The 24,840-nt window shown below is 64.5% G+C and carries 18 protein-coding genes; 6 read left to right on the top strand and 12 right to left on the bottom strand.

All coding sequences use genetic code 11. The features are described 5' to 3' along the window. Positions 1 to 153 precede the first annotated feature (153 nt). Together ACVIYL_RS27895 and ACVIYL_RS27890 are read right to left on the bottom strand one after the other, a co-directional pair. On the bottom strand, positions 154 to 540 hold the full coding sequence (locus tag ACVIYL_RS27895) for a COG4315 family predicted lipoprotein (RefSeq protein ID WP_210262721.1): 387 nt from the start codon (positions 538 to 540) through the stop codon (positions 154 to 156). Between the two features lie 259 nt (positions 541 to 799). Then, the gene (locus ACVIYL_RS27890) at positions 800 to 1,540 is read right to left on the bottom strand and encodes a bestrophin-like domain (protein WP_253608040.1); all 741 of its coding nucleotides are present in this window, start codon (positions 1,538 to 1,540) and stop codon (positions 800 to 802) included. A 158-nt stretch (positions 1,541 to 1,698) separates the two neighbouring features. On the opposite strand from ACVIYL_RS27890, the gene ACVIYL_RS27885 reads away from it, so the two are divergent. Beyond that, positions 1,699 to 2,643, top strand: a complete 945-nt coding sequence (locus ACVIYL_RS27885; RefSeq protein WP_456780322.1) for an ornithine cyclodeaminase family protein — start codon at positions 1,699 to 1,701, stop codon at positions 2,641 to 2,643. 77 nt (positions 2,644 to 2,720) lie between these two features. Here ACVIYL_RS27885 and coaA read toward each other — a convergent pair whose 3' ends face one another. From coaA to ACVIYL_RS27860, 5 genes are all read right to left on the bottom strand, one after another. Then, positions 2,721 to 3,653: a type I pantothenate kinase gene (coaA, locus tag ACVIYL_RS27880; RefSeq protein ID WP_253608038.1), complete on the bottom strand. Its 933-nt coding sequence runs from the start codon at positions 3,651 to 3,653 to the stop codon at positions 2,721 to 2,723. Positions 3,654 to 3,812: 159 nt separating this feature from the next. Further along, on the bottom strand, positions 3,813 to 6,071 hold the full coding sequence (locus ACVIYL_RS27875) for a xanthine dehydrogenase family protein molybdopterin-binding subunit (protein WP_253608037.1): 2,259 nt from the start codon (positions 6,069 to 6,071) through the stop codon (positions 3,813 to 3,815). Continuing rightward, a complete protein-coding gene (locus tag ACVIYL_RS27870; RefSeq protein ID WP_253608036.1) occupies positions 6,068 to 6,562 on the bottom strand; it encodes a (2Fe-2S)-binding protein in 495 nt (164 codons plus the stop codon). The genes ACVIYL_RS27875 and ACVIYL_RS27870 overlap by 4 nt, the downstream gene beginning before the upstream one ends. A gap of 4 nt (positions 6,563 to 6,566) precedes the next feature. After that, complete coding sequence (locus ACVIYL_RS27865) at positions 6,567 to 7,427, bottom strand: FAD binding domain-containing protein (RefSeq protein ID WP_253609983.1); 861 nt, start codon at positions 7,425 to 7,427, stop codon at positions 6,567 to 6,569. A 247-nt stretch (positions 7,428 to 7,674) separates the two neighbouring features. Further along, complete coding sequence (locus ACVIYL_RS27860) at positions 7,675 to 8,133, bottom strand: hypothetical protein (RefSeq protein ID WP_456780321.1); 459 nt, start codon at positions 8,131 to 8,133, stop codon at positions 7,675 to 7,677. Between the two features lie 317 nt (positions 8,134 to 8,450). On the opposite strand from ACVIYL_RS27860, the gene ACVIYL_RS27855 reads away from it, so the two are divergent. After that, positions 8,451 to 10,061 (top strand): ABC transporter substrate-binding protein, encoded by a 1,611-nt coding sequence (locus tag ACVIYL_RS27855; RefSeq protein WP_456780320.1) that lies wholly within the window; start codon positions 8,451 to 8,453, stop codon positions 10,059 to 10,061. A gap of 496 nt (positions 10,062 to 10,557) precedes the next feature. Here the strand turns inward: ACVIYL_RS27855 and ACVIYL_RS27850 are convergent, their stop codons facing one another. Together ACVIYL_RS27850 and ACVIYL_RS27845 are read right to left on the bottom strand one after the other, a co-directional pair. Then, positions 10,558 to 11,910: a transposase gene (locus ACVIYL_RS27850; RefSeq protein ID WP_456780319.1), complete on the bottom strand. Its 1,353-nt coding sequence runs from the start codon at positions 11,908 to 11,910 to the stop codon at positions 10,558 to 10,560. Positions 11,911 to 12,109: 199 nt separating this feature from the next. Beyond that, positions 12,110 to 14,608 (bottom strand): autotransporter outer membrane beta-barrel domain-containing protein, encoded by a 2,499-nt coding sequence (locus tag ACVIYL_RS27845; protein WP_253608033.1) that lies wholly within the window; start codon positions 14,606 to 14,608, stop codon positions 12,110 to 12,112. 500 nt (positions 14,609 to 15,108) lie between these two features. Between ACVIYL_RS27845 and ACVIYL_RS27840 the strand changes: the two genes are divergently transcribed. The 4 genes from ACVIYL_RS27840 (at position 15,109) to ACVIYL_RS27825 (ending at position 20,741) form a co-directional block, all read left to right on the top strand. Then, on the top strand, positions 15,109 to 16,548 hold the full coding sequence (locus ACVIYL_RS27840) for an IS1182 family transposase (RefSeq protein WP_253607763.1): 1,440 nt from the start codon (positions 15,109 to 15,111) through the stop codon (positions 16,546 to 16,548). A gap of 213 nt (positions 16,549 to 16,761) precedes the next feature. Further along, complete coding sequence (locus tag ACVIYL_RS27835; RefSeq protein WP_456780318.1) at positions 16,762 to 18,060, top strand: peptidase M15; 1,299 nt, start codon at positions 16,762 to 16,764, stop codon at positions 18,058 to 18,060. 39 nt (positions 18,061 to 18,099) lie between these two features. Next, positions 18,100 to 19,293, top strand: coding sequence for an aspartate kinase (locus ACVIYL_RS27830; protein ID WP_253608030.1), 1,194 nt, complete (start codon positions 18,100 to 18,102; stop codon positions 19,291 to 19,293). 227 nt (positions 19,294 to 19,520) lie between these two features. Then, positions 19,521 to 20,741, top strand: coding sequence for an ABC transporter substrate-binding protein (locus ACVIYL_RS27825; protein ID WP_253608029.1), 1,221 nt, complete (start codon positions 19,521 to 19,523; stop codon positions 20,739 to 20,741). A gap of 157 nt (positions 20,742 to 20,898) precedes the next feature. Here the strand turns inward: ACVIYL_RS27825 and plsY are convergent, their stop codons facing one another. From plsY to ACVIYL_RS27810, 3 genes are read right to left on the bottom strand one after another with little or no spacing between them, the layout of a single operon-like run. Continuing rightward, entirely contained in the window at positions 20,899 to 21,552 is a 654-nt protein-coding gene (gene plsY, locus ACVIYL_RS27820; protein WP_253608028.1) for a glycerol-3-phosphate 1-O-acyltransferase PlsY, read from the bottom strand. Between the two features lie 34 nt (positions 21,553 to 21,586). Continuing rightward, a complete protein-coding gene (locus tag ACVIYL_RS27815; protein ID WP_456780317.1) occupies positions 21,587 to 22,732 on the bottom strand; it encodes an amidohydrolase/deacetylase family metallohydrolase in 1,146 nt (381 codons plus the stop codon). A gap of 58 nt (positions 22,733 to 22,790) precedes the next feature. Next, on the bottom strand, positions 22,791 to 24,686 hold the full coding sequence (locus ACVIYL_RS27810; protein WP_253608027.1) for a patatin-like phospholipase family protein: 1,896 nt from the start codon (positions 24,684 to 24,686) through the stop codon (positions 22,791 to 22,793). Positions 24,687 to 24,840 lie beyond the last annotated feature (154 nt).

Here is a 24,840-nt window from a genome sequence, read left to right as displayed (position 1 = left end):
CTCAGGCACGATCGACGGGTGGGTTAGCCAACGGGTCCGCTCGCAGGGCGGCCCGATGGCAAGCTCCGCGTGACGCGCCGCACGTTTCATGCGCGGAGAGATGGCGGGTTACGCTTGCGCTAACCCGCCATACCCTCAATCCACCTGCAAGCCTCAGGGCTGCGCGAGGTGCCAGGCGCCGTTGAGAAAACCGTCGCCGGTGATGTCGCCGGCCTTCTGGTCCTTGGCGAAGGTATAGAGCGGCTTGCCCTTGTAGGCCCACTGCTTGGAGCCGTCGTCACGCGAGATGATGGTGTAGCCGCCTTCGGCCTTGTCGCTGGCGTCCGCCTTCAAGACCGGCCAGTTCGTCGCGCACGGGCCGTTGCAGGCCGACTTGCCTTCGGAATCCTTGTCGAAGGTGTAGAGCGTCATGCCCTTGGCGTCGGTGAGGACGGAGCCCTTCGCGGTGGTTCCGGTCTTGGTCGGCGGCGCGGCAAAGGCCGCCGAGGCGAACGCAAGCGACACGGCGGTGGCGAGCGCGAGCGAGATCGATGTCTTCATGATGTCTCCTGTTCGAATGCAAATGGCTTGCATGCGTAAGGACGCCGAAGGGCGCGCACTATTCCGCTGACGGCGCGCGAAGAATTTTCGGGACGGCGATCAATGCGAGGGGAATAAAGCCGCAGGCGCGTGCCGATACCGTCCCGTAGCCCGCATGAGCGGAGCGACATGCGGGAGCCGCCCCGGATATCGCGGAGCCTGTCATCGGGCGCGCGTTCGCGCGACCCGTTGGCTCATCCGGGCTACAACACCGAATATGCTACCGCCTGATTTCCTCGACCGCGCGCACCAGCGGGCGGTCGGAGAGCTGGATCGGGCCGGAGAACGGCGTGCTCATTTCGAGGATCAGGTAAATCGCGGCCGAGATCAGCGCCGCGGCGGCGACGGTGGTCGAGATCACCACCGCGTTGCGCGGCGCGCGAAAGCCGAGGGTGGCGAACATCAGCGTCAGCCACCCGACCAGGATGCAGATCAGCGGCGACGGAAACGAGCCGTCGGACTGCTCGACAAAGGTCCAGCGCTGCTGCACCGCCTGCCGATAGACCGAGCGCGCGTCGTTCCACAGCGCGACCTTCTGCTCGTCGTCGAACCGCAGCTCGCGGAGGCTGGTGCCGACCTCGTCGAGCAGGCGCTCGGACACCGCGCTTGCCCTGGAGATCGGAACATCCTTGAGCACCTGCTCGACATAGGCGAGCAGCCGCTTGCGCGGCTCGTCGGCGCTCGGACCGAGCGGCCGCAGGCCGCGATCGAGCAGGATGAGGTCGGTGGCGAAGACATGCAAATTGCGGTCGACCGCCACATAGGTGTTGGCGGCACTATTCATCATCAGGCCGAGCAGCAGCGACGGCATGGTGACGAACAGCGTCGCGACCAGGCGTACCGAGGTGTTGGTCTCGTCGCTGCGGTGATGATCGGCGAGCCGGGCATGGATCGCCATGGTCGCAAGCGCGGCGCCGCCGAGCAGGGTGAAGATCAGGACGGCGACGATGAATGCAACCACGGCTTGCGAAAACCTGCGAGAGAATCAGGTCCGCAGGATAGCAAGGGACGCCCAATGGTGCATGTCCGGTTGACTAGCCGCCCCCACGCGCTATCCAGTCCGGACAGTTTGGGGGACGCCCGGCGAGAGCGCGAGGGGCACTCCAGAGGAGATACCACGTGCATATCGTCGACGACAGCGAGGTCAACCGCGTCCTGAGCTGTCCGATCCTGATCGAGGCGATCGAGGCCGCGCACCGACGGCCGAAGATCGCGGTGCACGACGGCTATCTCGGCGACGACAAGGGCCAGCAGCTGGTGACGCGCAGCGCGGTCGATGCCGGCCGCTTCATGATGACCAAGCTCTACACCAGCTTTCCCGGCAACCTCGCCCACGGCAAGCTGCCGGCGGTTCAGGCGGTCTGCGTGCTGTTCGACGGCAATGACGGGCGTCCGCTCGCGGTGATGGACGCCGCCGAGATCACCCATTGGAAGACCGCCGCGGACTCCGCCCTCGGCGCAAAACACCTGGCGCGGCCGGATGCCGAGACGCTGCTGGTGGTCGGCGCCGGCGAGATGGCGCGCTGGCTGGTGCGCGGCCACCGCACCGTGCGGCCGCGGCTGAAGCGGGTGCGGGTCTGGAACCGGACAGTTGAACGCGCCCAGGAGCTCGCCGCGCTGCTGGAAGGCGACGGCATCGCGGCCGAGGCCGTCTCCGATCTCGACGCCGCGACACGCGAGGCCGACATCATCACCACCTGCACCCGCTCGCGCGAGCCGCTGGTCAAGGGCGCCAACCTTAAGCCCGGCACCCATCTCGATCTGGTCGGCGGCTTCACCCCGGAGACCCGCGAGTCCGACGACGAGGTGGCGCGGCGTTCGCGCATCTTCGTCGACCGCCGCGAATCCGCCTTCGATGGCGTCGGCGACATCCTGCAACCGATCGCGAGCGGTGCGATCACCGAGAGCGACGTGCTCGGCGATCACTACGATCTCGCCGGCGGCAAGGTCGCCGGGCGGCTGTCGGATAGCGACATCACCTTCTTCAAGAACGCCGGCGGCGGGCATCTGGATCTGATGACCTGCGAGACGGTGCTTGCGCAGCTGGGGAAGGAGCTGCGGTAAGCGGAACTGTTCTGTAGCCCGCATGAGCCAACGGGTCGCACGAATGCGCGCGCCCCGTTGGCTCATCCGGGCTACATCTACATCTCGCGCAGCCAGACCTCGCCGATCGAGTGATCGGCGCGCTTGCGCAGCACGACGTCGGCCCGCGTCCGCGTCGGCAAGATGTTCTCCCTGAGATTGGCGCGATGATGCTCGCGCCACAGCCGCTCCGCGACCTCGCGCGCGTCACCCGGCGGCAGGTCCCTGTAGTGGTGGAAATAGGAGGCGGGATTCCGGAACGCTGTCGGCTGCAACCTGAGGAAGCGTTCGACATACCAGGACTGGATGTCGGCCTCATCGGCATCGAGATAGATCGAGAAGTCGAAGAAATCCGACACCACCACCGGCGCCGTGCCGCGCGCCAGCAGCACGTTGAGGCCCTCGAAGACCAGGATGTCCGGCTGCCGGATGACCTGGCGTTCCGACGGCACGATATCGCCGATCAGATGCAAATAGACCGGCAGCTCGAGCTCGCGTTCGCCCGCCTTCGCCGCCGCGAGAAATCGCAGCATGCGCGGCAGGTCGTAGCTCTCGGGAAAGCCCTTGCGCCGCATCAGCCCGCGCTCTTCGAGAACACCGTTGGCATGCAGAAAGCCGTCGGTCGTCACCAACTCGACCCGCGGATGATCGGCCCAGCGGGCCAGCAGCGCGCACAGCACGCGGGCAAAGGTGCTCTTGCCGACGCCGACGCTGCCGGCCAATGCAACGATGTAGGGCGAACGGCGTGCCGGGCGGCCGAGAAACTCCGCCTTGACGTGCGCGAGGTTGCGCGCCGCCGCGAAATGCAGGTTCAACAAGCGCGTCAGCGGCAGATACACGTCGCTGACTTCGGCGGAATTGATCGGCTCGTTCAAGCCGCGCAACGCCGCGAGATCGGCGTCCGAGAGCGTCAGCGACGTGCTGGCGCGCAAGGCCGCCCAATCGCTGCGGCCGAAGATCATGTAGGCGGACAGCTCGTCGGGGTGGGTCATCTTAGCCGTTCACGGTGAGCCTGATGCGGCGAGTAGCCCGCATGAGCGAACCGACATGCGGGAAGCTCTCCCCCGGATATCGCTTCGCTCATCCGGGCTACACGGTAACCGCTGTAGAACCGCAGGGCGGCTTGCGAACCGCAACCCGCCCTACGTTCCCTACTCCGCGGCCTGCTGCGTCGGTGCGTCCAGCACCTCCGACACTTTCGGCGGAGACATCGGCAGACTGTAGAAGCGTTTGCCGAGCGCGTTGTGGACGGCGTTGGCGACCGCGGCCATCACAGGCACCAGCGGCACCTCGCCGACGCCCTTGACGCCCTGCGGATGCTTCGGGTTCGGCACCTCGACCAGCGCGCAGTCGAGCATCGGCAGGTCGGAGCAGACCGGCATGCGATAATCGAGGAAGCCGGGATTATCGACCTTGCCGTCCTTGTTGTAGATGTACTCCTCGTTCAGCGCCCAGCCGATGCCCTGCGCGACGCCGCCCTGCAGCTGGCCCTCGACATAGCTCGGATGCACGGCGCGGCCGACATCCTGCACGGCGGTGTAGCGAACGACGCGGACGATGCCGAGATCGACATCGACCTCGACGTCGCAGATATGGGTGCCGAAGCCGCCCTCGGCGCCTTGGGTGTTGAGCTGCACGCTGGCGCCGATCGGACCGCCCTGCGACGGCGCCTTCTCGGCGAGATCGGCGAGCGTCAGCGGCTCGAACTGGCCGGCATTCGGGCTCACCGGATGCGCGGCGCCGTTCTCCCACTTCACGGCTTCAGGGTCGATCTCCCAGAGCTTCGCCGCGCGCTCGCGCAAGGTCGCGATCACCTTGTCGGCCGCCTGCGTCACCACCATCGAGGAGGCGAACAGCACGCGGCTGCCGCCGGTCAGGTTGGAGAAGCCGACGGTCTGGGTGTCGCCGATGATGACGGAGACGCGCTTGTAGTCGATGCCGAGCAGCTCGGCGCAGATATTGGCGATGCCGGCGCGCGAACCGCCGATGTCGGGATGCCCTGTCGTGACGACGACGTTGCCGTCCTCGGTGATGTTGACCTGCGCGGAGGATTCACCGCCGGCGTTGAACCAGAAGCCGGAGGCGACGCCCCTGCCCTGCAGCTTGCCGAGCGGCGCGGCATAATGCGGATGGTTCCTGGCGGCTTCCAGCGTCTCGATATAGCCGATGCGCGGGAACACCGGGCCGTGCGCCGCTTTGGTGCCTTCCTTCGCCGCGTTCTTCAGCCGCAGCGCTAAGGGGTCCATCTTGAGCGCCTCGGCAAGCTCGTCGAGCACGCATTCCACCGCATAGGCGCCGATCGGCGCGCCGGGCGCGCGATAGGCCGCGACCTTGGAGCGGTTGGAGCAGACGTCGAACCCCTCCGACAGCACATGCGGGATGTCATAGGGCGCGAAGCTGCACCCGACCGCACCGCGGATCGGCGAGCCCGGGAAGGCGCCGGCCTGCAGATAGAAGCTGCCATGGGCGGCGACGATGGTGCCGTCCTTCTTGGCGCCGATCTTCACCGTGCTCTTCGAGCCCGAGGTCGGCCCCGTGGCGCGCATCACCTCCTCGCGCGTCATCACCATCTTGACCGGGCGACCGGATTTCTTGGCGAGCAAGGTCGCGAGCGGCTCGAGATAGACGATGGTCTTGCCGCCAAAGCCGCCGCCGATCTCGGCGGGGATGGCGCGGATGTCACTCTGCGGGATGCCGGTCAGCATCGAGGTCATCGCGCGCACCATGAACTGGCCCTGGCTCGACGACCAGATCGTGGTCTTGCCGTCGGCCGCGACCGAGATCAGGCAGGCATGCGGCTCGATATAGCCCTGGTGCACCGGGCGCGTGGTGAAGGAGCGCTCGATGACGACTTCGGCATCCTTGAAGCCCTGCGCGATGTCGCCCTTCTTGGATTCGAGGCGGCCCATGATGTTCGAGGGCTTGCCCTCGAATCTGTTGAACTCGTGCAGGATCGGCGCATCCGCCTTCAGCGCGTCGTCGATCTCGATCGCCCAGGGCAGCACCTCGTAGTCGACCTCGATCAGCTTGCAGGCTTCCGCCGCGATCGCCTCCGTGGTCGCGGCGACGGCGGCGACGGGATGGCCGGGGAACAGCGCCTTGTCGCGCGCCATCACGTTGCGGCACATCCAGCGCATGTCCTGGATGCCGAGCATGACGGCGCCCTTCTCGATCGTGAAGTCGACGATGTCGCGCGAGGTGACCACCGCCTTGACGCCGGGCAGCGCCTCGGCCTTGGCGGTGTTGATCGACCTGATGCGGGCGTGCGGATGCGGGCTGCGCAGCACCTTGCCCCAGATCATGCCGGGCATGGTGGTGTCGGCGGCAAACGCCGCGCGGCCGGTCACCTTGTCGACGCCATCGGGCCGGATGGTGCGCTGGCCGATCCATTTGTTGTTGACGACGTTCATGGGCGGGTCTCCACCATTCCTTGCCGCATTTCAGCCGCGGTCTCCATCACCGCGCGGACGATCTTGTCGTAACCGGTGCAACGGCAGAGATTGCCGGCGAGCCAGAAGCGGACTTCCTCTTCGGTCGGGTTGGAATTTTTGGCGAGCAGCGCCTCGGAGGCGACCAGCATGCCCGAGGTGCAGATGCCGCACTGGAGCGCGGCATGCTCGAGGAACTTCTGCTGCAGCGGATGCAGCCGATCGCCCTTGGCCATGCCCTCGATGGTCCCGATCTCGTGGCCCTCGGCCTCAGCCGCGAGCATCAGGCAGGAGCAGACCAGGCGGCCGTCGAGCGTGATCGAGCAGGCGCCGCAATCGCCGGACGCGCAGCCCTCCTTGGAGCCGGTGAGCCCCAATTGCCCGCGCAGCGCGTCGAGCATGGTCTCGTACGGCTCGCACAGGAACTCGACCGGCTCGCCGTTGACTGAGGTGGTGACGTGCAGTTTCGCCATGGTGCTAGTGTCCTCCCGCGCGCTGGGCGGCGATCGCGGCGGTGCGCTTGAGCAGCACGCCGGCGGTTTTGGTCCTGTAGGCGATGGTGCCGCGCTTGTCGTCGATCGGACGACAGGCGGCGCGGCACGCGGCAGCGGCGGCTTCGAGCGCGGCATCGTCGAGCTTCGAGCCGATCAGCGCCTGGGCGGCAGGCTCAACCAGCAGCGCGGTCGGTGCCACTGCACCGAGGCCGACGCGGGCCGCGGTACAGACGCGATCCTTCAAGGTCAGGCTGACGCCGATGCCGACCACCGCGATGTCCATCTCGGTGCGCGGGATCATCCGCAGGTACGCGTCACCCGAGCCTTTCGGCCGCGGCGGTAACGTGAAGCTGACCAGGATCTCGCCCGGCTTGAGGTTGGTACGGCCAGGTCCGGCCGGCACATCCTCAACCTTCATGTCCCGCCGGCCGTTCGGACCCTGCACGGTGACGACGGCACCCGCCGCGATCATCGCCGGCACGCTGTCGCCGGCCGGTGAGCCGTTGCAGAGATTGCCGCCGGCGGAAGCGCGGCCTTGCACCTGCTTGGAGCCGATCAGGTTCACGGCCTCGAGCACGCCGGGCCATACCTTGCCAAAGCGCGCATGCTCGGCGAGCTCCATGCCGGAGACGGCGGCACCCACGCGGAAACCGCCATCGGCGGTTTCGCTGATTTCGGTCATCTCGCCGATCTTCTTGATGTCGACGATCAGTCCCGGCCGCACCAGGCCGGAGCGCATTTGCACCAATAAGTCGGTGCCCCCTGCCATAACGCGGGCGGCACTCCCGGCGGCAGCAAATGCGCCAATCGCTTCGTCAAGCGTGCGCGGTGCTACGTATCGGATATCGGTCATGACGGTTCTTTCGGTCTCCCTCGACTGCTTGTTCCCTTAGGATTTGCGGGATGTGGCCTTATTGCTGGCCGGCAGACCGCGAGCCTACACGGCGGATCGGGGTCCGAACAGCCTGCGAGGTGCGGCAGGAAGCGCAGGCTCCTATGCAGGATGCGGACTTGTGCGTGCCGGCGGCGGCGCGCGGCCTATGCTTCGTGGCGCTCGCGACCGGCCGCGACGAGGCCGCCAACCAGATCGGTCAGGCCTGACCGCGTTTGCCGGAGCCGATACCAAGCATCGAGAACATCCCGATGATGAGCAGCGCCGCCGGAATGCACCACCACAACACATAGCCGAACATGTATTCGAAGATCGTGCGCCGGTAAGGGGGAAGCGGATTGGGCAGCGCGCCGGCACGCTGCATCTGCTCGATCTTCTCCTGCGAGAGCTCGTGGTAAACGTTGAGCGGGCGGCGGTTGAGGTCTCTGCCGGAGCCCTTGACCATCAGGGCATAGTAGCCCGTCATCTTGTAGGGCAGGATGAAGGAGTGCGTGAGGCTCACATAGCCTAGCGCGAGCGCTTCGCCCTTGGGACCCTTCTCGGTCAGGTCCTGCAGCTGCTGGTAGCTGTATCGCGTGCCGAACTCCGCGGCGCGTACGTCCTGACCGGACACTGCCATGCCGATGAACATGAGAAGAACGAGCAGACCGCGGCGCATGGCGTCTTGCCTCTCAAAGGGACGCGGCGGTTCGACCGCCTAATACTCATCAGGCAAGCTACCGGAAAGGTGTCCAACCCCGGCTAACCCAGGCGATACAAGTGTCAGCAGCCGGTTAAGTCCTCCTCAACCTCGTCGGCGCGTGCTGCTCGCGGCGAAGCCCGGAACCAACGCCTGCTCGGCGACCTGCTCAAGCAGTGAGCGCACACGGCTGCGCAACCTCGCAACCGGACCAAACGCGATGGCGCGGCTCTTGCTTGCTTTCAACAACGGATTGGTGAAGCATGCCGGCGCAATGACAGATCGGGAGACGGCGAATGGTCGAATTCTCGCGCAGAACGCTCCTCAAGCTTGCGGCCGGCGTACCGCCGGCCATCGCGGCGCCGGCCATCCTGTCATCGCGCGCCCTTGCCGCGGGCAAGGGCAAGACCATCACCGCCGTGATGCATTCGGACCTGCGCATCATCGATCCCGGTTTCACCACCGCCTACATCACCCGCGACCATGGCTACATGGTCTACGACACACTGCTCGGCATCGATTCGAGTTTCAAGGTCCGCCCGCAAATGGCGGACTGGACGATCGCGGACGACAAGCTCACCTACACCTTCACGCTGCGCGACGGCCTGAAATGGCATGACGGCGCGCCCGTCACCGCGGAGGACTGCATCGCCTCGCTGAAGCGCTGGACCGCCGTCGACGGCATGGCGCAGAAGCTGGCCGAATTCACCGCTTCCCTCGAGGCGAGCGGGCCGAAGACGATCGTGCTCAAGCTCAAGGAGCCGTACGGCCTCGTGCTGGAGTCGCTGGCAAAGCCTTCCTCCTATGTCGCCTTCATGATGCCGAAGCGGCTCGCGGAGACGGCGCCGGGCAAGCAGATCGCCGAGCAGATCGGTTGCGGGCCGTTTAAATTCATACAGGCGGAATTCCAGCCGGGCGTGAAGGCCGTCTATGAGCGCAACGCCGACTACGTGCCGCGCAAGGACAAGCCGGATTGGCTGTCGGGCGGCAAGGTCGCGAAGGTCGATCGCGTCGAGTGGGTCACGATGCCCGACGCGCAGACCGCGATCAACGCGCTGCAATCCGGCGAGATCGACTTCCTGGAACAGCCGTCGGTCGACCTGCTGCCGGTGCTCGAGGCGAACTCCGACCTCACCGTGGCCGTGCTGAACAAGTTCGGCTTCCAGATCGAGGGCCGGATGAATTTCCTGCACCCGCCATTCGACAACGCCAAGGTCCGCCGCGCCGCATTCCTGGCGATGAACCAGAAGGACGTGCTCGACGCCACCGTCGGCAACGCGAAATATTACGAGATCTGCGGCTCCTATTTCGCCTGCGACACGCCGCTCGCCAGCGACGCCGGCGCCGAGACGCTGATCAAGGGCAACGGCATGGCCGAGGCGAAGAAGGCGCTGGCCGCCTCGGGCTATGACGGCACGCCCGTCGTGATCATGATCCCCGGCGACGTGCAGACGCTGAAGGGGCCGCCGACGGTCGCGGCGCAGCTGTTGCGCGCGGCCGGCTTCAACGTCGACGCGCAGGTGACGGACTGGCAGACCGTGGTGAGCCGCCGCGCCAGCCAGAAGCCGCCCAAGGAAGGCGGCTGGAACCTGTTCTTCACCTTCACCGGCGCGACCGAGGTGATGAACCCGATCGTCAACAACCAGATCGCCGCGAACGGCAAGCGGGCCTGGTTCGGCTGGCCCGAAGACGCCAGGCTCGAGCAGATGCGCGACGCCTATGCGCGCGCCACCTCCCCCGAAGAGCAGAAGAAGGTCGCGGTCGAGATTCAAAAGCAAGCCTACGAGCAGGTGATCTATATTCCGCTCGGCCAGTTCCGCTTGCCGAGCGCCTGGCGCAAATCGCTCACCGGGGTGCTGGAAGGCCCGGCGCCGCCGGTGTTCTGGAATGTCGACAAGACCGAATAGGACCAGCGGCGCGAGCGACGCGCGCCGCTGATCAACGTTGGGCCAGCCGATGCACGTCGGAAGGTTCATCGTTTCAGCCGCCTAGGCGCTTCACTGCTCTCGCTTGCGGGCGCCGCAAAATATCGAAAACAACCCCATGCAAAGGAGCCGACGGCCGCCAGCGTTCGACCGGGCACGTTCGACCGGGCAACTGTTCGACCGGGCAACTGTTCGACCGGGCAACTTGACACGTCGGGCAAATCAGGAATATATTTCCAATATTCCGAAATCAGCCTCCCCCTCCAGCCGAACCATTGGCTGCGACTGCGCATCATTCGCAGCACCCCAGCCTTGCCGATAACGAGGGCGTGGGCTCACAAAAGTCCGCTTCCGACGGCGATGCAGCAATTGCCATGCTGGATCGTCGTCCACTGCTTTTGACCGATTCCGTTGAAAAAGGCCGGCAGTTTTCGTTGTAATAGCTCCGTCGCGACGTGGCCGAACTGCTCTACCGACCCTATGCGAGCCTCGGGCTGGGCATCGGGATCAGCTTGGCCATCTTTCGAAGGTTCTGGACGGTGGCTGCGAGGATGAACTCGTCGCGCGCGCCGTTTGGGCCTCGTAAACGCAAACGGTCGAGCTTGAGAATGCGCTTGAGGTGCGCGAACAGCATCTCGATTTTCTTGCGGAGCCGGCGCGAGGTGCCTCCCTCCCACGACCTTGCGATCTGGCGCGCCATGTCGCGAGCGCCCTCATAGATCGAGCGCGGCACTCTCCGTGAAGCCTGCTTGGGGCAACACCGAGCCTTCAATGCGCATCGATCACAATCGCGCTTGCTGGCGAGGTAAAGCATGGTGGCACCATCATTCACCAACGTTCCGGTCGTGGTAAGAACTTTGCCACCAGGGCAACGATAGATGTCCCCAGCATGGTCATAGGCGAAGTCGTCGCGCGAGAAGATCCCATCTGTGCGGGCCGACTTGTCGAAGACTGTAACGTGCGGCTCGATGCCGTGCTCATAGACCAGCCAGGCGAGCATCTCGGCCGAGCCATAGCCGCTGTCACCGAGGAGCCGGCTCGGATAGAGATCAAACCGCTCCAGCGAGCGCTCAATCATGCGCTTGGCGGCCAACACCTCCGCCTGCCGGATTGCCGTCGTTGCCTCAACATCGACGATGATCGCATTCTCGATGTCGATCAGGTAGTTCGTCGAGTAGGCGAAAAACGCTTGGCCGCCGTGCGCCCCCGTCCAGCGCGCCGCCGGGTCGGAGGGCGACACGAACTTCGGGGTAACCTCGGTCGCGGCTCCGAAAGCGGCATCATCGAGGACAGCCAGATACTCATCGATTGCTCGGCCGGCAGCCTCCGGCGGAAGTCCCTTGTCGCCTTCGATCCCCTTCTGCCGATTGGCATCGGCCTTGATCAGGCTCGCATCAACTGCAAATCCTTCACCGCCGACCAGTCGCTCCTCGATGCAGCGGCACAAGACGCTCTCGAACACGCGACTGAAGAGGTCGCTCTGCCGGAAGCGGCCATGCCTGTTCTTGGAGAATGTCGAGTGATCCGGCACCGCCCCATCCAGACCGAGCCGGCAAAACCACCGGTAGGCCAAATTGAGGTGAACCTCATCGCACAGCCGCCGCTCCGATCGGATGCCGAAGCAGTAACCGATCAGGAGCATCCGGATCATCAGCTCGGGATCGATCGAAGGTCGGCCGATGCTGCTGTAGAAAGGCGCCAGCTCCTGCCTGACCCGTTCAAGGTTGACAAACCTGTCGATCGACCGGAGCAAGTGGTCGGCGAGGATATGTCTTTCGAGCGAGAACTCATAGAACAAAGCAGCCTGGTCTACTTGTCGATGCCCCATCATGATCTTCAGTCCTGCCAACTAGACAGACTGAATCACTGATATCACTGCGTCGCAACAGCCGTCTTTTTCAACGGAATCGGCCCGTTCGAGACATCCAGCGATATCCGCTCTGTGGCCGCTATCGGGGGAAAGCGGAAGTCCCCCGGCGCGCGCAATTTTGGGCACAGACTGGCACGGCTATCCAGTTGCCGCGGGTCGGTTACCGGCTTCTCGCACGAGCGTTCGCGCGCCATCGCTCCGGGAGGCTCTGCGGCGAGGCGGCCGGTTTCCACTGCAGGGACACGACCCAGTTGTCGAAGACCGTGTTGAAGCTCCCGGACTGGTACGAGAAGTTCTCGCCCGCCGGCCAAAAGTAGCCGGCCTCGGCTGCGTAGGTAAAGAGCGTCCAGGTATGGGGCTTCTTCCAGAACGCGTTGCCGCCGTCCGGGTCCCCGTCGAGAGCGCTGAAATCGAGGAAGAGCCAGAGAGGTGCATTCTTGGTGCCGAGGTTCGTATCCGGCGAGTTGAACTGCAGCGCGTTCCAGTAGATCCCAGGTCCGGCTCCGGGATCAGCATCGTCCACGAGCTTCTGCAGCCGCCAATAGAAGCTCGCGTCGCCGGTCATAGTGGTCTCGCCGGTGAACGTGATTAGGCCAGCCTGCGGGCCTGCCTGGATGATGCCGCTGATTGAGGTGGTCCCGCTGATTGTTCCGCTCCCTTGTAGTGTGCCGCCGGGAGCAGGCGAATCGGTGCCGGTCGCTGCAATGGTGACCGGGCCCGAGACCGTCCCACCGTTCATGAACAGTGTGCCCGACTCGCCGACAACAACCGCGCCGGTCACCGTGCCGGCGACCTCCAGCGTCGCCGCGTAGGATACCAGCACCTCGCCGGCACCCGTTGCTGATCCACCGGTACCGCCGGCAATCAGCGTACCCCCATTGACCCTGATCAGACCGGAAAGCATGCCGCTGCTGTCTGCACTCAGGGTCAGCGTGCCGGGACCGAACATCGTCAGGCCCGCCGATCCCTCGATGGCGGCTGCGATCTGCGAACTACCGCCGGTAGCATTGGTGTAGATCAGGCCTTCTGCCGCGCCGAACGAAAGGCTCGCAGTAGCGATGCTGCCGCCGTTCATGATGAGGCCCGCGGCGTCGCCGCTCGCCTGGCTTCCGACCAGAATGCTCGCATCGCCGCCCGTAATCGCCCCGCCGTTCACTTCGAGCGCCGCCACCTGCGGCACACCGCCGCTCTCGACCGCCTGGCTGTCGACGACCTCGTAGACGGCATCGGCCGGAACATCGTTGATGCTGACATTGGTCGACGACACGGTCGCCGCGCTCGCGAAGCCCTCGGAGGGCGAATAGGTCAGGAACTTGCCCGAGCTGGCCGCGTCGTCGTCCTCTCCGAGAATGTAGGGAGCGACGATCCCGTTCATGACGATGGGCAGGTTTGCTCCCGTTCCTGCCACGAACACCTGTTGCGTCAGCCCAAGCTGGGCCATGCCGCCGCCCGGCACGATAACAAGAGTTCCGCCGGAGTTGCGGACAATGTTCGTCAGGGTACCGTCGTCATTGCCCCCGATTACGACGCGATAGTTGCCGCTTCCGGAAAGCTGCAAGGCGCCTCCCGTAGAGCCGATGACGAACGTCGCCAGAGATCCCGAGGCGATCTGCACATCGACCGTCGCGCCGTCCGAACGAAGCTCGAGTATTCCGCCGTTCGTCACCGTCACCCTGAAGCTGCCAAATGGTGTGCCGGATGTCCGGGTACTTGCCAGCGTCCCAGCGCCTACGGTGTTGTGTCCTATCAGCTGGTTCGTGTTGGTGAGCAGGAGCGTGCCTTCGCCGTATTTGTGGAGGCCGCCCAGCCCGGAGATCGGCGCGACGACGGTCAGCGTGCCGCCGTTCGTATTGATGACCTTAGGCTGGTTGATCGTCCAAGTGCTGGGTTCATATCCGGATGTCGAGGGCAGCGCCGACGGCGAGATCGCCCAAGCTTGCCCCTGCCAGAGCACGGCGTAGACGCCCCACCCGGTGAGCGCGTCGGTGACGACCTGGCTGTAGTCTTCGGAGGGTAGCGGCAGATTTTCCAGCGTCCATCCGCTGGGCATTTGCGCGATCTGGACGGTCTGCGGATTGCTAGACGGGAGGTTGGGTACGTTCTCGAACGAGGCGGGGAAAGCGTTGTTGATGGTGATCGTGCCGCCCGTCAGGTTCACCGTGAGCGGCGCGAGGACGTGGCCGCCGTTATTTTCCATGTATCCCTTCGTCGTCTGGGAAACGGAATACCAGCCAACCGCGAAATTGGCCAAGACGATCGTCTGCGGACTCTCGGACACGTTCGTGGCCAACTGATCGGCAAGCCACGCGAGGTCCGGATTAGAAGTGCTCGTCAAATTATAGAGATCAGGCCCGATTCCGCAGGCCGACAGATAGTCGGCCATCCCGCTCGTCATGCCGTCCACGAAGCTGCCGCTCTCGCTCGACGTCCGCACCAAGCCCGCGACCACCCTTTCAAGGTTGATCGCCACGGGGTCGTCCTCGCCGTCGTAGACCACAGGAGCAACCTGCGTGAAGCCGTTTGCCGACAGCCAGTAAAGGCCCATGACCATCGACGTCGGGCCGCAATAGGCTTCACCGTCCCCCGGCAGGCTCTGCCCGAAGGGCCCGAAATCGGTCTGGATGATCGAAGGCGTGCTCTTGATGGGGTCTTTCCACATGGGGCTGGTCCACTCCTGTCCGACAAGGCCACGGTACGCGCTTGACCCGCAGGTTAATGTCCCGTTAATTGCGAGACACAACTTGTGAATACTTTAGCGTGTCGATACACTCCAAGAGTGTAGAGCGGAATCTTGAAAGTACGCAAGCTGGGTCTCCAGCCTGGCCGGCAGGGACGGCTTAGGAGTTCAAGCGCGGGCGCCGAGCGGCAGCATGTTCATCGTGAGTGGCGCATATCTGCCACCAGCGGCGATGTCCTGCGGCAGGGCCTGATAACAGGTGGTGTCGCGGCCGGTCCGCGTAACGCGAACGTCTACTTCTGAGGCGTGCTGCGAATCCTGGAAGTAGCACCTTTGAGATATGGCGACCGGCTCTGAAGATGTCCGTTCATTGGGGTAGACCGGAAGTACCCGACTGATTGCTAAAACGACGCCTTTGACCCTGGCTGTGTGAAAACGCTGGGCTGCTGTTATGATTCTCCTGTGATTCTTTGGGGGAATCGATGAGGCGCTTCGTTGAAGAGGCGGATCGTGGACAGCGGTCGCTGTTGCCCGAATGCCTCGATGACTTCATTGACGAGAGCAACCCTGTTCGCGTGATCGACGTATTTGTCGATGCGCTCGGTTTGGCTGAGATGGGCTTTGAGGGTGTGGAGCCGGCGGCCACCGGTCGGCCGTCGTACCATCCCTCGGTGCTCCTGAAGCTTTACATTTACGGTTATCTGAACCGGGTACAGTCGAGCCGGCGGCTGGAACGAGAGGCCGGGCGCAACGTCGAGGTGATGTGGCTGCTGGGTCGGCTCGCTCCCGATCACAAGACGATTGCGGACTTCCGCAAGGACAACGGCCTGGCGCTGCGCAGGGTATGTGCGCGCTTCGTCGAACTCTGCCGAGAGATGGGTCTGCTGGCGACGGCGAGCGTCGCCATCGATGGCAGCAAGTTCAAGGCCGTGAACAACCGGGACAGGAACTTCACGCGCGCGAAGATGGAGCGACGGCGTGCTCAGTTGGAGGAGAGCGTCGCGCGCTATCTGAGCCAACTTGACACGGCCGACCGCCAGGAGCCGACCGAGGCCCTGGCCACGAAGGTGACGAGGCTTACCGAGAAGCTGACGAAACTGAAGGAGGAAATGGGCAAGCTTGCCGTCTACGAGAAGCAGATGCTTGCGTCACCCGACCAGCAAATCTCCCTGACCGACCCCGACAGCCGCTCGATGGCGACGAGCGGGCGCGGCTCTGGTGTTGTCGGCTACAACGTACAGGTCGCCGTAGACACCGAACACCATCTGATTGTGACGCACGAGGTGACGAACAGCGGCTCGGATCGGGCACAACTTGCCAATATGGCCAAGCGGGCGAAGGCTGTTCTGAAGACTGAGACGCTCGAAGCTGTAGCCGATCGCGGCTACTTCAACAGCCCAGAGATCCTTGCGTGCCACGAAGCGGGCATCACGGTAACTCTGCCCAAACCGCTAACGTCCGGCGCTAAGGCAGACGGACGCTTCGGTAAACAGGACTTTGCCTATTTGCCAGAGGAGGACGTCTATCGCTGCCCGGCCGGGGAGCGGCTATCATATCGCTATACGAATGAAGAAGACAGCAAGGTGCTGCGGCGCTACTGGACCACGGCCTGTCAAAGCTGTTCGCTCAAGACCCAATGCACGCCTGGGTCAGAACGGCGGATTACGCGATGGGAGCATGAGCATCTGCTCGAGGCTGTGCAGCAGCGCCTTGATGCAAGCCCGCACGCCATGCGTCAGCGCCGCGAAACTGTCGAGCATCCGTTCGGCACCATGAAGGCCCGCATGGGAGCGACACACTTCCTCACCAAAACGCTTCCGAAAGTGGCGGCCGAAATGGCGCTCTCCGTCCTGGCCTACAATCTGACACGGGTCATGAACATCGTCGGGATCAAGCCGCTGATGGCTGCGATCGCGGCATGACACCAATCCAGTCCCGACTGCCTCGGGACTGGCGTTTTTACACGACCAAGACCCAGAGCGGAAATCAGAGCTCGATCGCTGCGAAAATCACCGAACGCAGCAGCACGCACCGTGCCGGGTTGCTCGCGGCCGCGCGTTGCGGTCGGGCAACACTTTCTGGAAAAGCGTAGCGCCAACGGCTTCCGCCCATTGCGCAATTCCATTTTGATCCGAATGATCGATGCCGTCGCGTGCTGGGCGGTGCAACAGGGCTCGGATCGAGCCCTTGGAGGCTACGGGGTGATGAACCCGCGGCGAATTGCGACTCCGGAGTTGTGCGGGACGGTCGTTCTCGCAGGGTGGCTCCTTGCCTGGCTTGCCGGCTCTGCCGGCATCGGGAACAGCGGCGCAGTGTCCATCGGGGACCTCGCACCATCTCTCGCCGCCAACGCCGAACTGGCCGATACGCGACAGGCCACGGCAGTCGACAACGTCACCAAAGTAAATGCTGAAGCAGCGATGGCTGCAGAACCCCTAACGGGGCCGGCGTCCGACACGATCGCCCCGCCGCAGGCAGGCGTCATGGGTAATGCTGTCGCCAACGCCGATGCGGCGATGGCGGTTGAATCGGTGCCGGCGACGCCCCCTGATGCGACAGCAACCTCGAGCGAGCCGAAGTCAATCGTCGTGGCTGCCTTGCCGGATTCGTCGCAGACGCTGCCGGTCGAAACATCGCCGGTGCAGGCGGCGACGGCGAGCCCGCCTCCAGTGTCTGGTGACACCGAGGAGGCCGCGAGACCCCTCGATATTTTCGAGGAGTGCCTCGTCGTCGATGTCTGCATCGACCGGTACCTGTGGGCGCTCTACCAGCGGACGCCGAAGCAAGACACCATCAGCGTACAAGAGCAGCGGAAAGTGACCGTCAAGAAGAAGCGCAAGACGGTGACTGTCACCAGGACGTTCACCAGGCGCGTCGATAACGATTTCACGTGGAAAGATCCGAAGGCGGCGGAACGAGTGGGCATGCCGATGATCGACTACGTGATTGGAGGGGTGGATCGAAACTTCAAACTCAAGCTGTTTCACGCACTTTACGCGGCGGAGCAGGCCGGGTTGGCGCCCGGCATCACCAGCGCGTTCCGCGATGACTACCGTCAATCGATCGCGAGCGGCCTGAAGGCGGCGTCCGACAAGTCATACCATGGAGGGAGCTTCCGCGGCGGCTATGGCCACGGGCTTGCCGTCGATGTCGTGAGCGTCAAAGGCGCGACGCGGGCGGAGCGTTGGGTCTCCACCGAGGCCCTTTGGAAATGGATCGATGCGCGTGGACCGGATTTTGGAATCGGGCGACCGTATCTCGATCGAGATCCACCGCATGTCGCGCCGATCGACGGCAAGGAATACGCCGCTCACCGCGGCGGGACGAAAGCTCAGCACGCGGAAGCGGATCGCAAGAAGCGCGACCGGGGCGCTGTGCGGGTCATGGCGAAACGATCAAAGACCGCAAAGGCGTCGAAGGGGAGAACGATCTGATCGGGTTCAGCTGCGCCTTCCAACACGACGCGGGCAACAATGCCTAGCAATTCCATCATCGTGCAAAAATACGGCGGCGTCTGTCTCGAAACACCGGCAAGAATCCGCGCGGCCGCGAGCAGTGTCGCCGATTTGCATGGCCGTGGTCATCGTGTCGTGGCGATCGTTTCCGCGATGGGCAAGACCACCGATGAACTCGTCAGGATGGCCTATCAGGTCAGCCCGTATCCCAATCGCCGCGAACTCGATATGCTGTTGACCACCGGCGAGCGCATCAGCATGTCCTTGATGAGCATGGCGCTGTCTGATCTCGGCGTGCCGGCGATCAGCTTTACCGGCAGTCAGGCCGGTGTCATGACCGACGGGTCCCATTCCTCCGCACGCATTCTGGACGTGCGGCCCATTCGCGTGCGCGAAGAACTCGATCGTGGACGCATCGTGGTTTTGGCGGGCTTTCAGGGCGTGAACCCGCTGACCAAGGAAATCACGACGCTTGGCCGAGGTGGCAGCGATACCACCGCGGTCGCCATGGCTGCGGCGCTCAAGGCGGAGTGCTGCGAGATCATCAAGGAGGTCGACGGAGTTTGCTCGGCTGACCCGCGCATCGTCGCGGACGCAAAACCCTTGCGTCAGCTGGATTTCGCATCCCTATCCGAAATGTGCTTCTGGGGCGCCAAGGTCCTGCACTTTCGCAGCGTGGAGCTGGCCCACAGCCAAAACGTGCCTTTGGTCCTGAGAAAGTGGGGCGGCGCGCGACACAGCACGCAAGTGATGAAGGAGGTCGCAGACATGGAGAACGGAAAAGTCCTGGCCGTCAACTCGATGGCTCGCATCGAGCATGTGGAGATCGATTCGGCGGACCTCAATCAAGGCTTTGAGAAGTTCGCGCAGCATCTCCAGCAAAATGGCTTGCCTTGGCCGCAACTCCTCGCCTCGGCTTTCACCGCCGAAAAAACCCGCATCATGATGACTTGCGATTCGGAAACACTCGACGCGTTGCTGCGCACACTGGATCGGAGCAAAGACCTGCGCAAACAGCGCGAGACGCTGAGTTCGGTGAGCCTCACTTGCTTCGGCGGCATTTCCTCGGACCTGCCGTACAAGGCGGTTCAGATTCTGCAACGCCACGGAATCATCGCCGACAAGTATGTTTTGTCATCGCATTCGGTAAGCTTCTTTGTTCCGGTGGAGAGCCGTGAGGCCGCGGTCATGGCCTTGCATTCGCTGATCTAGTTGAAATTTGGCAAGGGTCGGGAGTATTTCCACGCCGCTTCGGGCAAAACGCCCGATGACATTGCGAGACCGCCTGCACGCGCGAATGCTAGGAGTCTGTTACGAGGGAATGCTTGCGCGGCAGCAGGCAGCCAAGCGCCGGCGCCTCCTCGACGGTCGTACCACGCCTGCCACAACCCGGTGCGCGGATGACTCGCCATCATGACTGCCGACCGTGGAGCCGCGCGATGCGCAAGGGCTGGTTCAGGCCGACAATCGGAGTTGCGATCATCAGCCTCGGTCTGCTTGCTGCGGCCGATCTGTTTGCCGAAGGCCGCAAATACGATCCCGGTGCCAGCGATACCGAGATCAGGATAGGACAGACGATGCCCTATAGCGGCCCGGTGTCGGTATTCTCCGTCATCGGCAAGGTGCAGGCCGCCTACTTCCGGATGATCAACGAGCGGGGCGGCATCAACGGCCGCCGGATCAACCTGATCTCCTACGACGATGCCGCGACGCCGGCGAAGACGGTCGAGCAGGTCCGCAAGCTCGTCGAAAGTGACGAAGTCCTGTTCATGTTCCAGTCGGTGGGCAACGCCCCCAACATCGCGATCCAGAAATATCTCAACGACCGCCACGTTCCCCAGCTCTTCGCGGGCGGGCGGTCGATGCGGTTCGAGGATCCCGTCAACTTTCCCTGGACCATGGGATTCGCGCCGAACCTGCGGACCGAGATCCGCGTCTATGCGCGTTTCATTCTCGACAATTACCCGAACGCCAGGATCGGCCTGCTCTACCAGAATGACGAGAGCGGAAAGGAATATCTCGCGGGGCTGAAGGACGCGCTCGGCGCGCGGGCGCCGGCCATGCTGGCGTCCGAAGCCCCCTATGACATGACGGACCCGACCATCGACTCGCAGGTGGTCCGGCTCAAGGCTGCGGCGGTCGACGTGCTGATCGACATGGCCGCGCCGAAATTCGCCGCGCAGGCCATCCGCAAGACCGCCGAGCTCGGTTGGAAGCCGCTGCATTTGCTGGGTGTCGGCTCGTCCTCGATCGACGCGGTGCTTGTGCCGGCGGGGATCGAGCACGCTCGCGGGCTGATTTCGGCGAGCTCGTTCAAGGAAGCCACCGACCCGACCTGGGCCGACGATGCCGGCATGAAACGATGGAGCGCCTTCATGGCCTCCTACTACCCGGAAGGCGACCGGAACAGCCTCTTCACGACCTACGGCTACAGCGCCGCCGAGCTGCTGGTGCGCGTGCTGCACCAATGCGGCGACGATCTCTCGCGCGACAACATCGTGCGCCAGGCCGCGAGCCTGAAGGATGTCAGACTCGATCTGCTGTTGCCCGGCCTCGCCATCAATACCAGCCGCGCCGACTATCGCGTGGTGAAGGAGTTCCGGATGATGCGCTTCACCGGTGAGCGATGGCAGCCCTTCGGGCCGGTCGTCGCCGACTAGAGCCTTCCCCGTTCCGATTGAATCGGAACGGGATTCCATATCCATGGTTCAAACGCGTTTTCTTCACGCACAGCGGTACCGACTTCGCTCAGGAGCGCTCAAGGCCGGATCATCGGATTGATCGACCGGCCTTCCCTGAGGAAATCCGAACCACTTATCAATGCCCGAGCCGCGCCTCCGTGCCGGCCAGCAGCCGCTGAATGTTGGCACGATGGCGCACGATCACGTAGATGCCGCCTGCGATCACCAGCAAGCGATAGGGCAACGGTTGCTCCAGGCCGCAGACGAGGACGATCGCCGTCAATGCCGCCAGCATCGAGCCGAGGGAGACAATCCGAAAGACAGCCACCACAGCGCCAAAGGCCGCCGCAGCGCCGAGGCCGACCGGCCAGGACATCGCCAGCAACACGCCGAGCCCGGTCGCAGCGGATTTGCCGCCGGTGAAATTCAGCCAGATCGAACGGCCGTGCCCCAGCAACACGGCAAGCCCGGCCAGGCAGACAGCCCAGGACACGCACGTTTGCGGATCAAGCGCTGCCGGCGGCGTGACGGACGGCAAGGTGTACAGCCAGGGATAAAACCAGCGGGCGAACAGGATTGCCGCCACGCCTTTCAGCACGTCGACAAGGAGCACCGCCAATGCGGGCCACTTCCCCAGGGTTCGCAATACGTTCGTTGCCCCGGTGGATTTGGAGCCCTGCTGGCGGATATCGATGCCCCTCAGCAGCTTCCCCGCCAGATACCCCGACGGCGTCGAACCGAGCAGATAGGCGATCGCCAGTCCAGCCACACCCGCGATCCAGAAGACCATGTCAGTCACCTCGACGCCCTCAGCGGCGCGTCCATCAATCCTGACGCGGATGCCACCAGCGTCCGCCGATCACGACGCCTTCGGATGCGATCTTGCGATCGCCCGTTAAATGCTCGCCGACCACATCGACATAGTCGAACGTCCCCTGCCGGACCGAGAGCAGCGTGGCGTCGCCGACGCTGCCCGGCTTGAGGCTGCCGAGCTCCGGCCGCCGCAACGCCATCGCGGCATTGACGGTGGACGCCGCGATCACGTCCGGCAGCGGCATCCCCATGCAGAGGAATTTCGACATCATCGTCACCTGGTCGAATGCCGGGCCGTCGATGCAGAGCTGATGGATGTCGGAGGAGATGGTGTCGGGATAGAAGCCGTTGGCGAGCATCGCGCGCGCCGTCCTGAAGGCGAACGAGCCCTTGCCATGGCCGATGTCGAACAGCACGCCGCGCTCGCGCGCCTCCAGCACGACCTGCTTCACCGTGCCCTGCGCGGTCGCGGGCGTGTTGGGGAACGGACGGAACGCATGGGTCAGCACGTCGCCCGGACGCAGGCGCGCGAGCACCTCCTCATAGCTCGGCGGCGGATGGTCGATATGCGCCATCAGGGGCATGCCGACCTGCTCGGCAACCTCGAGCGCGATCTCGAGCGGCACCAGCCCCGAGGTGCCCGAGGCGAACAGGCCGACCCGCACCTTGATGCCGACGATCAGGTCGCGGTTCTCGTCGGCGACGCGCGCCGCGTCGATCGGATTCATCAGCCGCAGCTCCTCGCTCTCGCCGACCATCACGCGATCCGAGAAGCCGAAGATGCCGGCGTGCGAGACGTGCAGATAGGCGAGGATGCGGACCTGGCTCGGCTCGATCACATGCTTGCGGAAGCCGGCAAAGTTGCCCGGGCCGGCGCTGCCGGTGTCGACCGACGTGGTGACGCCGGAGTTGCGGCAAAACTCCTCCGCGTCGATGCCGAGCGAGGTGCCGCCCCAATAGACATGGGTGTGCAGGTCGATGATGCCCGGTGAGACGATCAGCCCCGAGACGTCGCGGACCTCGGTGGCGGGATCGGCTTGCAATTCGCGGCCGAGCGCAGCGACCTTGCCCGCGGCAAAGCCGATATCGGTCACGGCGTCGAGTTTCTGCGACGGGTCGATCACCCGTCCGCCGCGCAGGATCAAATCGAAAGGCATCGTGTTCTCCGGATTCGGTCCGGCACGATGGTCGACTTCGCCGGCGCCTGCAAGCCGCTCAACCGACGCGGGCCTGCTCAGAAACCGGCGCGGTCGCTGTCGCGCGATCCGCGCCCTCGTCGGCGACCATGTCCGATCCCTTGTCCGCTCCGTTGGCCGACGCGACGATGGCCGCAATGGCGGGATTATGCACCGCCTCCGAGGCAGCAATGGTCTCGCGGGCCCAGCGGTACGAGGATTCGAAGATTTCCTGATGACGGTCGAAATCGGTGACGTCGATGCCGTCGGGCGTCGGCGGACGCATCACCATGTCGAGCGGCGTGGTCGGCAGCGTATCATAGCGCTGATGCGCAACGAGGCTTCGCCACAGCACGTTGACGGCGCTCGGCGCGGCCGGAAGCAATTTCTTGCGGAACGGCGTCAGCAGCGATGCAAGCAGCTCAAGCCGCCCCGGCAGCGCGGCATAGTCGACGTCGAACATCTCGGTTGCCGGGTCTCCGAAATGGACCACCAGATTCGGTCCGCTCTTCATCTGGTGCATCTGCGCCAGCGGAACGTTGTCGACGAGGCATCCGTCGACCAGCATCGAGCCGTCCCTTGTATAGAACGGCGGCAGCAGACCGGGGATGGCGCTCGACGCCCGCACCGCGTGCCACAGCAGACCGGTGCGGATCAATTCGAGACTGTGCGTCGACAGATTGGTCGCGACCGCCGCGAACGGCCGCCAGCAGTCCTCGATCCGGCAATTGTGGCCGTACTGATCGGCGAGCGCGGCATCGAACGCCTTGTGGTCCAGCAAGGCGTAGCGCGGCCAGGTCGGGCGGCGGAAGCTGCGACTGGAGACGAAGATCTCATGTGTGCCGCGCTCGAGATGCTCGGCGTCGTAGTTCTTGGCAAAGCCCGCCGCCATCGCCGAGCCGACGCTGGTGCCGACAAAGATGTCGAACATCGCGCCGCGCTCACGAAACGCCTTGTAGACGCCGACATGCGCGGTGCCGAGGCTGCCGCCGCCGCCGGCGACAAATCCGACGGCGCGACCGCACAGGAAGCGAACCAGGCTGTCGATGTCGAGCTGGTCCTCGAGCGCGACATGATGATGCATGAAGCAGGGCAGCCGCGCCAGCCACGCCGCGGTGCCGCTGACTTCGTGGCGCCTGACGTCATGAACCCGGACGAGGCGCCGCGTCGACGCCGGATGCACGGCGCAGGCGAAGCGTTCGATCTCCGTCAGATCGGGCGTCGGCGCATGGCCACGGCAGGCGAACACGACAAGATCGGCCTGGCGGATGGTTTTGCGCGCCCACTCCGATGCGTCGGGACCACCGAAATAAGCCACCAGCGGCGCGTCGTACTCGATCCTGTTGAGCCAGTCGGCGACCTCGGATGCGTCGAGCGCGCGGCCGGGAAACATCGCCTGAACCCGCGCGAGGTCGACGATCTCGGCACCGGCAGCGGCAAGGCCTTCGCGTAACCTGTGCTCAAAGGCGGCAGGCACCGGTTCCCGTCCGCCCGGGATCAGCGCGACGGTGCGCGCCTTCGGCGACGCCCGGAGCGGCAACAGGCGCGCAGTCTCGGTGGCAAACCGCCGCGCGAGCGCAGCCAGCAGCGCCTCGACGATCTCGGGCGTTTCCCGCGCCAGCGTCGTATAGGCGGCGCGCGTCAACACCAGCACGCTGGTGTCGCGGATCGCAATCACATTGGCGGTGCGCGGGATGTTGGCAAAGAAGCCGATCTCGCCGACCAGTTCGCCGGCGCGAAGTTCCGCGATCGGTTCGGGATGACTGGTTCGGTACACCGCGAGCGCGCCATGAAGCACCAGGAACAGCGCGTCGGAGGCGCCGCCCTGCTCGACCAGCAGCTCGCCGCGCACGAGGTCGCGCCGGGTCATTGCGCCAAAGGCGATCAGCCGCTGCTCCGCGCTGAGGGTTCTGAACAGCGCGAAGTCCTCGGACACGTTTCCCCACGCAAACGTCGCGCTCGGCGGCACACGGTTCGAATGCATGATCCGATGTTAGCGCCGGGCCGTCGTCCCGGCGAGCGATATCAGGGCCCAATCGGCCGCACCATGGACACAAATCCTTGGGAGCACTGCAGCAGGATTTGCAACA

Source organism: Bradyrhizobium sp. USDA 3315 (genome assembly GCF_054056795.1).
Note: the sequence above shows the minus strand (reverse complement) of the source record. Positions and strands in the feature narration are given on the sequence as shown.

Bases quoted from the DNA above. Each gene is read 5' to 3' on its own strand.
- ACVIYL_RS27835 (WP_456780318.1), top strand. From the start codon at position 16,762: ATGATCGATGCCGTCGCGTGCTGGGCGGTGCAACAGGGCTCGGATCGA.
- ACVIYL_RS27860 (WP_456780321.1), bottom strand. From the start codon at position 8,133: ATGCGCCGCGGTCTGCTCGTTCTTCTCATGTTCATCGGCATGGCAGTG.
- coaA (WP_253608038.1), bottom strand. From the start codon at position 3,653: ATGACCCACCCCGACGAGCTGTCCGCCTACATGATCTTCGGCCGCAGC.
- ACVIYL_RS27845 (WP_253608033.1), bottom strand. From the start codon at position 14,608: ATGTGGAAAGACCCCATCAAGAGCACGCCTTCGATCATCCAGACCGAT.
- ACVIYL_RS27825 (WP_253608029.1), top strand. From the start codon at position 19,521: ATGCGCAAGGGCTGGTTCAGGCCGACAATCGGAGTTGCGATCATCAGC.
- ACVIYL_RS27815 (WP_456780317.1), bottom strand. From the start codon at position 22,732: ATGCCTTTCGATTTGATCCTGCGCGGCGGACGGGTGATCGACCCGTCG.
- ACVIYL_RS27875 (WP_253608037.1), bottom strand. From the start codon at position 6,071: ATGAACGTCGTCAACAACAAATGGATCGGCCAGCGCACCATCCGGCCC.
- ACVIYL_RS27870 (WP_253608036.1), bottom strand. From the start codon at position 6,562: ATGGCGAAACTGCACGTCACCACCTCAGTCAACGGCGAGCCGGTCGAG.
- ACVIYL_RS27840 (WP_253607763.1), top strand. From the start codon at position 15,109: ATGAGGCGCTTCGTTGAAGAGGCGGATCGTGGACAGCGGTCGCTGTTG.
- ACVIYL_RS27830 (WP_253608030.1), top strand. From the start codon at position 18,100: ATGCCTAGCAATTCCATCATCGTGCAAAAATACGGCGGCGTCTGTCTC.
- plsY (WP_253608028.1), bottom strand. From the start codon at position 21,552: ATGGTCTTCTGGATCGCGGGTGTGGCTGGACTGGCGATCGCCTATCTG.
- ACVIYL_RS27895 (WP_210262721.1), bottom strand. From the start codon at position 540: ATGAAGACATCGATCTCGCTCGCGCTCGCCACCGCCGTGTCGCTTGCG.
- ACVIYL_RS27850 (WP_456780319.1), bottom strand. From the start codon at position 11,910: ATGATGGGGCATCGACAAGTAGACCAGGCTGCTTTGTTCTATGAGTTC.
- ACVIYL_RS27855 (WP_456780320.1), top strand. From the start codon at position 8,451: ATGGTCGAATTCTCGCGCAGAACGCTCCTCAAGCTTGCGGCCGGCGTA.